This window comes from Paenibacillus sp. D51F (genome assembly GCF_053345695.1).
The window spans coordinates 56002-63208 of record NZ_JBKFAO010000018.1; the positions used below are offsets into that span (position 1 = coordinate 56002).

Genomic DNA, 7207 nt, shown 5'->3' on the forward strand with positions numbered 1-7207 from the left:
GGCTATCGAGATGATTCTCGTACTCGACAATTACGATTCCTTCACGTACAACCTCGTGCAGTACCTGGGCGAGCTGAACGAAGAGATCGTCGTGAAGCGCAATGACGAGATTACGCTGGAGGAGGTCGCCCGGCTGGCTCCGGATCACATCCTGATTTCTCCGGGACCTTGCTCGCCGAACGAAGCCGGCATCAGCCTCGCTCTGATCGAGCGCTTCAAGGGCGAGATTCCGATCTTCGGCGTCTGCCTGGGGCACCAGGCGATCGGACAAGCCTTCGGAGGCGAAGTGGTGCGGGCGGAGCGGCTCATGCACGGCAAGACGTCTCCGATCCTTCACGAGGGAAGGGGCGTATTCCGGGGCTTGCCGTCGCCGTTCACCGCTACCCGCTACCACTCCCTCATCGTGCGGCGCGAGACGCTGCCGGACGAGCTGGAGATCACGGCTGAGACGGCCGAAGGCGAGATCATGGGCTTGCGGCACAAGAAATATGCCGTTGAAGGCGTGCAGTTCCATCCGGAATCCATCATTACGGAGAACGGATTGGCGCTGCTGCGCAATTTCCTGTCGGAGACGGCCGTTCGATGAAGATTGGTTATAACGGATCCGTGGCCGATTCCGAAGATGTCCGCATCTCGGTTTTCGATCACGGATTTTTATATGGAATGGGACTGTTCGAGACGTTCCGCACGTATGGCGGCGAACCGTACTTGCTGGAGCGGCATTTGCAGCGGCTGGAGGACGGCTGCATGCGTCTTCAGATCTCCTATCGGCCGGAGCCGGCTGCCATCCGCAGGCTGGTCCGCGAGCTGATGGCTGCCGCAGCAATCGACGGCGATGCCTATGTCCGCATGACGGTGTCCGCCGGCGACGAAGGACTTGGCTTGCCGGCCGGTCCTTACACTTCGCCTTCGGAGATCGTCATGGTCAAGCATCTGCCGCCTTCGTCTCCGGATCTATATGTCCGGGGGCGCGAACTTCGCCTGCTCCGGACAACGCGCAATACGCCCGAGCTCGGCATTCGGATGAAGTCGCTGCATTACATGAACAGCATTGTTGCCAAACAGGAGCTGATGGCCTCCGGAGCTTCACCCGGATCCGAAGGGCTGATGCTTACAGCCGATGGATGGCTGGCGGAGGGGATCGTCAGCAATCTGTTCTTCGTATCGGGCGGCATCGTCCGCACGCCTTCCCTGGAGACGGGGATCCTGCCCGGAATCACGCGCGGCCGCGTCATGGAGCTGGCGCGGGAAGCGGGGATGCCGGTCGAGGAAGGGCTGTACCGGTGGAAGGATCTTTTGGAGGCGGACGAGGTTTGGACGACCGGGTCGGTGCAGGAGCTGGTTCCGGTCACCTTGCTGGTTGACGGTTCGGGGAAACCCGCCCATCCACGTGGAGGAGCGGCGGCGGGTCCGATATGCAGCCAATTGATCGAGCGGTATCGCGCAGACTCGCAGACCGGCTGTTCAGGCGATGCCTGACGAGCGGATCCGGCAGAGCCATCCAGATGAAGCCTGAATGGCTGATACGGCAGCATAACGAGCTTGACCGTCAACCTATTTGGGAGGGATCCGATGTATTTTCAACGAAAGCGACATACGATTCCGAAGCGGAGCTATGAACTGGGAGGCGGCGTCAAGCTCGAGCTTGGAGAGCGAACCTTGATCATGGGCATCCTGAATGCGACCCCGGATTCGTTCTCCGACGGCGGACGCCATGCTCAGGTGGATGAAGCGGTGCGCCACGCCCTGAAGATGGCGCGGGAGGGCGCGGACATCATCGATGTCGGGGGAGAATCCACCCGTCCCGGCTTCACCCCTGTTCCACATGAGGAGGAGCTGCGGCGCGTCGTCCCCTTGATCGAGAGGCTGCGCCTGGAGCTGCCGGAGATGCCTCTTTCCATTGATACGTACAAGTTCGAGACGGCAAGGGCGGCGCTTCAAGCCGGGGCGCATATCATCAACGATATATGGGGTCTGCGGTTCGATTCCCGAATGGCGGATGCCGCCGCCGAGTTCGGCTGCCCGGTCATCATCAGCCACAACCGCCAGGAGAGGAACTATGAGGATCTCGTTCCGGATGTCGTTTCCGACCTTGAGGGAAGCGTCGAGATCGCCAGGGCAGCGGGCGTGGCGGAGGAGAACATCTGGCTCGATCCCGGCATCGGTTTTGCCAAGACCCATGAAGACAACATAGCGTTGATGGGGAGCTTGTCCGAGCTTGCGGAGCTGGGCTACCCGGTGCTGCTCGGCACTTCGCGCAAACGGTTCATCCGGGACACGCTCGGACTGCCGGCCGGAGAGCTGATCGAGGGGACGGCAGCGACGGTAGCGCTTGGAATCGCTCAAGGCTGCCAGATCGTGCGCGTGCACGATGTCGAAGCGATCCGGAAAACATGCGCGATGACAGACGCGATCGTCTACGGTCCTCGCTGAATACTGTGGGACAGAAAGGAATGGACCGGCCGACAATGGACAAGATGACACTTAACGGCATGCGGTTTTTCGGTTATCATGGCGTATTTCCGGAGGAGAACCGGCTGGGACAGAACTTCCATGTCGACCTCGTTCTCAAGCTGGATCTTGAGCTGGCCGCCCGCACCGACGAGCTGGAGCATTCGATCAACTATGCCGACCTGCACGCGGTGACCAAGAAAATCGTGGAAGGGCCGCCCGTAAAGCTGATCGAGGCGCTGGCGGGCCGTATTGCAACTGCACTGCTCGAGACGTATACTGGCATTACTGAATTGACCGTTCGCGTGACGAAACCGAATCCTCCGTTCGAGATCCACTTCGACGGTGTTGTCGTCGAACTGGTGCGAAAGCGGGATGAGCATGGAGAAATCGTACCCGCATAGCGGGACTGCCGGGAACATGAGCAGGGCTTATATCGCTCTCGGCTCCAACATAGGGAAACGCGCGGACCTGCTCGCGCAGGCGCTGAAGCTTCTTGACGGCAGCGAAGGCGTAGCGGTGGAGGAGGTATCCTCCGCGTACGAGACCGATCCGGTCGGTTACGCCGACCAGCCGGCGTTCCTCAATATGGCGGCTTCTCTGCGGACGCGCCTCGATCCTCTGGAGCTGCTGCGCCTGATGCTCGACATCGAGCGCCGGCTTGGCCGGGTCCGCGATATCCGCAACGGCCCAAGAACGATTGATTTGGATCTGCTTTTATATGAAGATGTGTTCATGGATAAGGAAGAGCTGCAGCTCCCTCATCCTAGAATGGAGGAGCGGGCGTTCGTGATGGTTCCCCTGGCCGAAGTGCTGGAACCGGGCCACCCTCTGCTGGCCAAGGCGGAGTCGATGGCGGTCGCGGCATTACGGGATGGAAAGGAAGGCATTGCTCAATGGAATACGATCAACTGGCGCAGCGGATCCGCGCCTTTAGGAAGCTGAAGGGCTTCACCCAGCAGCAGCTGGCCGACAAGCTGGAAGTATCCGTCGCGGTGCTCGGCTCGCTCGAGCGCGGCACGCGCAAGCCGGAAGCCAAGCTTCTGGGGCGGATCGCCGACACTCTCGGCATCGACTACGAAGAATTGACGGCTGTGACGAGCGGCGGTCTGCGATAGAAGGAAGGAACGGTTATGCTTAAAATCGGAAATATTGAAATGAAGAATAATGTCGTTCTCGCTCCCATGGCCGGCGTCTGCAACCCTGCATTCCGGCTCATCGCCAAAGAGTTCGGCACCGGGCTCGTATGCGCGGAGATGGTGAGCGACAAGGCGATTGTCCACGGCAACAAGCGCACGCGCGAAATGCTGTTCGTGGATGAGCGCGAAAAGCCGCTCAGCCTGCAGATTTTCGGCGGAGACCGCGAATCCCTGGTTCAGGCGGCGAAAGTCGTCGACAAGGAGACGAACGCGGACATCATCGACATCAACATGGGCTGTCCGGTGCCGAAGGTGACCAAATGCGATGCCGGCGCCCGCTGGCTGCTCAATCCGGACAAGATCTACGAGATGGTCAGCTCGGTCGTCGACGCTGTCGACAAGCCGGTTACGGTCAAGATGAGGATCGGCTGGGACAGCGACCATATCTTCGTGGTCGAAAATGCCCGCGCCGTCGAACGCGCCGGAGGCAAAGCCGTCAGCGTGCACGGACGCACCCGGGAGCAGCTGTATACGGGCCATGCCGACTGGAGCTACATCCGGCAGGCCAAGGAAGCGGTGAGCATTCCGGTCATCGGCAACGGCGACGTCAACACTCCCGAGGACGCCAAGCGCATGATCGCCGAAACCGGCTGCGACGGCGTCATGATCGGACGCGCGGCGCTCGGCAACCCATGGATGCTCTACCGCACGATTCATTACCTTACGCATGACGAGCTGCTGCCGGAGCCGAACGCCGTAGAGAAGATGGAGATCGCCATCCTTCACATGGATCGGCTGATCGCGCTCAAAGGCGAGGGCGTGGCCGTGAAGGAGATGCGCAAGCATCTGGCCTGGTATCTCAAAGGCCTCAAGGGCGCTGCCCGCATCAAGGACAGCATCATGGAAGAGACGAGCCGCGATGTGATGGTCAATATCCTGAACGAGTATATCCGGTCTCTCGGCCAGGATGCCCAGACGCCGGCCGTTCCGGAAGCAGCGGTCAACTGAAGCCATAGCACTGCCGCCCGCGGCAAGACACTTTCCCTTGCGGGGAGCGTCCCCGCGGGCGGCCGTCTTTGCCGGGAGCCTCTCATTGACACGCCGGGTGCAATTGCATATAATCTTGCAATATAATCCTGTGCCGTCTGTTCTTGGTGGATTATGGACACGGTTTCAGGCACTGGGAATCCTGCTTTAATTCCTTTCGCTTTCAACGCGAGGTAAGCAAATACGCCACGACAGGAGAATCGGCAATGAGCGACAAAGAAGTGATTCTGACTCAGGACGGACTCAAGAGGCTGGAAGAGGAACTGGAGAATCTCAAATCCGTGAAACGTCGCGAAGTGGCCGAGCGGATCAAAGTCGCTATCGGTTATGGCGACATCAGCGAAAACTCCGAGTATGAAGATGCCAAAAACGAGCAAGCTTTTATCGAAGGCCGCATCCTTACGCTTGAGAAAATGCTGCGCAACGCGCGCATCATCAATAATGACGATATCGCCGTAGATACGGTAAGCATCGGCTCCATCGTGACGATCGAGGATCTCGAGTTCGGCGATACGATCGAATACGCCATCGTCGGCACGGCTGAATCCGATCCGCTGCAGAACAAGATCTCCAATGAAAGCCCGCTCGGGCGGGCGATTCTCGGCAAGAAGAAGGGCACGACCGTCGAGGTCAACGTTCCGGCCGGTGTCATTCAATACCGGATCCTGGACATCAAGAAGTAATTCAGGCATCCAGACCAGACCCAACAGCTATACTTCCATTCAAGAGCTTCCTACCTATAGGAAGCTTTTTTAAGGGATAGACAAGCAAGGAGATGAAGATCAAGTGAGTCAAGAGAACGGCACAGTGGATCAACAGGAACAGCAGGACCTAAGCGAGCTTCTGCAGCTTCGGCGGGCGAAGCTCGATGAGCTTCGCGATCTGGGCGTGGACCCGTTCGGCAGCAAGTTCGAGCGCACGGCGACAGCCGGCGGCATTGCTTCCGAATTCGGCGATCTGACAAAGGAAGAGCTGGAGGAGAAGGGCGCTGCCGCTCGTATCGCCGGCCGCATCATGACCAAGCGCGGCATGGGCAAGGCCGCGTTCGCCACGATTCAGGACCTGACCGGCCGCATTCAGATCTATGTCCGTCAGGATTCGGTCGAAGAAAGCCAGTACAAGGCTTTTGACCTGCTCGATATCGGAGATATCGTCGGCGTCGACGGCACGATATTCAAGACGAAGACGGGCGAGATCTCCGTCAAAGCCAAGGAAGTAACGGTCCTCAGCAAGTCGCTTCTTCCTTTGCCGGACAAATTCCATGGACTCAAGGACGTGGAGCAGCGCTACCGCCAGCGTTACGTCGATCTGATCACCAACCCGGACGTACAGCAGACGTTCATCCTGCGTTCCCGCATCATCCAGTCCATGCGCCGTTACCTGGATTCTCTCGGCTATCTCGAGGTTGAAACGCCGACTCTCCACACGATTGCCGGCGGAGCGGCCGCTCGGCCGTTCATTACGCATCACAACGCGCTTGATATGCAGCTCTATATGAGGATCGCCATCGAGCTTCACCTCAAGCGGCTGATCGTCGGCGGTCTCGAGAAGGTCTATGAGATCGGCCGCGTCTACCGCAACGAGGGCATGAGCACTCGCCACAACCCTGAATTTACAATGATCGAGCTCTACGAGGCCTATGCCGACTACAAGGACATCATGTCCCTGACGGAGAACCTCATCGCGCATATCGCCCAAGAGGTGCACGGCAGCACGGTCATCGACTATCAAGGCCAGCAAGTGGATCTGACCGTTCCATGGCGCCGCGTATCCATGATGGAGCTCATCAAGGACGCGACCGGAGTCGATTTCACGCAGCAGCTGTCCATTGAGGATGCTCAGCAGCTGGCCAAAGAGCATAAGGTTCCGGTGGAGCCGCATATGACCTACGGCCATATCGTCAATGCTTTCTTCGAGACTTTCGTGGAGCATACGCTCGTTCAGCCTACGTTCGTTACCGGCCATCCCGTGGATATCTCGCCTCTCGCCAAGAAGAACGATGAGGATCCGCGCTTTACGGACCGTTTCGAGCTGTTCATCGTATCCCGCGAGCATGCCAATGCTTTCACGGAGCTCAATGATCCGATCGACCAGCGGCAGCGCTTCGAGGCTCAGATGGTGGAGAAGGAAGCGGGCAACGACGAGGCGCATGAGATGGATGACGATTTCATCCGCGCTTTGGAATACGGCATGCCGCCTACAGGCGGTCTCGGCATCGGCATCGACCGTCTAGTGATGCTGCTGACGGATTCGGCTTCTATCCGCGATGTGCTTCTATTCCCTCATATGAGAAACGAATAGCTGAAAACCCGCATAAAACCTAGGTTTTATGCGGGTTTTTCTTCTCTCTAGCAGACTATCAATAAAGAAATGAAAAAAGTTATAAAAAACACTTGCATTGGCCTATGCGGCCGTGATATATTATCTAAGTCGCCGCTGAGAGGCACGACGGAAACAAGCAAAACACAAGCGAATTTGTTCTTTGAAAACTGAACAACGAGTGAAGCAAGTCAACGTTATAAATGAGCAAGTCAAACACCTTTATGGAGAGTTTGATCCTGGCTCAGGAC

9 protein-coding genes are annotated in these 7207 nt (G+C 58.2%); all 9 read left to right on the forward strand.

Annotation, left to right across the window (positions count from 1 at the left end):
• Positions 1-10 precede the first annotated feature (10 nt).
• The 9 genes from pabA (at position 11) to lysS (ending at position 6938) form a co-directional block, all read left to right on the forward strand.
• Positions 11-586 (forward strand): aminodeoxychorismate/anthranilate synthase component II, encoded by a 576-nt coding sequence (gene pabA / locus ACLBWT_RS21615; protein ID WP_076360028.1) that lies wholly within the window; start codon positions 11-13, stop codon positions 584-586.
• Complete coding sequence (locus tag ACLBWT_RS21620) at positions 583-1479, forward strand: aminotransferase class IV (protein ID WP_447665183.1); 897 nt, start codon at positions 583-585, stop codon at positions 1477-1479. The genes pabA and ACLBWT_RS21620 overlap by 4 nt, the downstream gene beginning before the upstream one ends.
• A 93-nt stretch (positions 1480-1572) precedes the next feature.
• Positions 1573-2433: a dihydropteroate synthase gene (gene folP / locus ACLBWT_RS21625; RefSeq protein ID WP_447665184.1), complete on the forward strand. Its 861-nt coding sequence runs from the start codon at positions 1573-1575 to the stop codon at positions 2431-2433.
• Positions 2434-2468: 35 nt separating this feature from the next.
• Positions 2469-2855 (forward strand): dihydroneopterin aldolase, encoded by a 387-nt coding sequence (gene folB, locus ACLBWT_RS21630; protein WP_447665185.1) that lies wholly within the window; start codon positions 2469-2471, stop codon positions 2853-2855.
• Positions 2833-3396, forward strand: coding sequence for a 2-amino-4-hydroxy-6-hydroxymethyldihydropteridine diphosphokinase (gene folK, locus ACLBWT_RS21635; protein WP_447665186.1), 564 nt, complete (start codon positions 2833-2835; stop codon positions 3394-3396). Before folB ends, folK begins: the two co-directional genes overlap by 23 nt.
• On the forward strand, positions 3348-3569 hold the full coding sequence (locus tag ACLBWT_RS21640) for a helix-turn-helix domain-containing protein (protein WP_048743666.1): 222 nt from the start codon (positions 3348-3350) through the stop codon (positions 3567-3569). Before folK ends, ACLBWT_RS21640 begins: the two co-directional genes overlap by 49 nt.
• Before the next feature lie 15 nt (positions 3570-3584).
• On the forward strand, positions 3585-4598 hold the full coding sequence (gene dusB / locus ACLBWT_RS21645; RefSeq protein WP_447665187.1) for a tRNA dihydrouridine synthase DusB: 1014 nt from the start codon (positions 3585-3587) through the stop codon (positions 4596-4598).
• A 245-nt stretch (positions 4599-4843) separates the two neighbouring features.
• On the forward strand, positions 4844-5320 hold the full coding sequence (gene greA / locus ACLBWT_RS21650) for a transcription elongation factor GreA (RefSeq protein ID WP_048743662.1): 477 nt from the start codon (positions 4844-4846) through the stop codon (positions 5318-5320).
• Between the two features lie 103 nt (positions 5321-5423).
• The gene (lysS, locus tag ACLBWT_RS21655; RefSeq protein WP_447665188.1) at positions 5424-6938 is read left to right on the forward strand and encodes a lysine--tRNA ligase; all 1515 of its coding nucleotides are present in this window, start codon (positions 5424-5426) and stop codon (positions 6936-6938) included.
• Positions 6939-7207 lie beyond the last annotated feature (269 nt).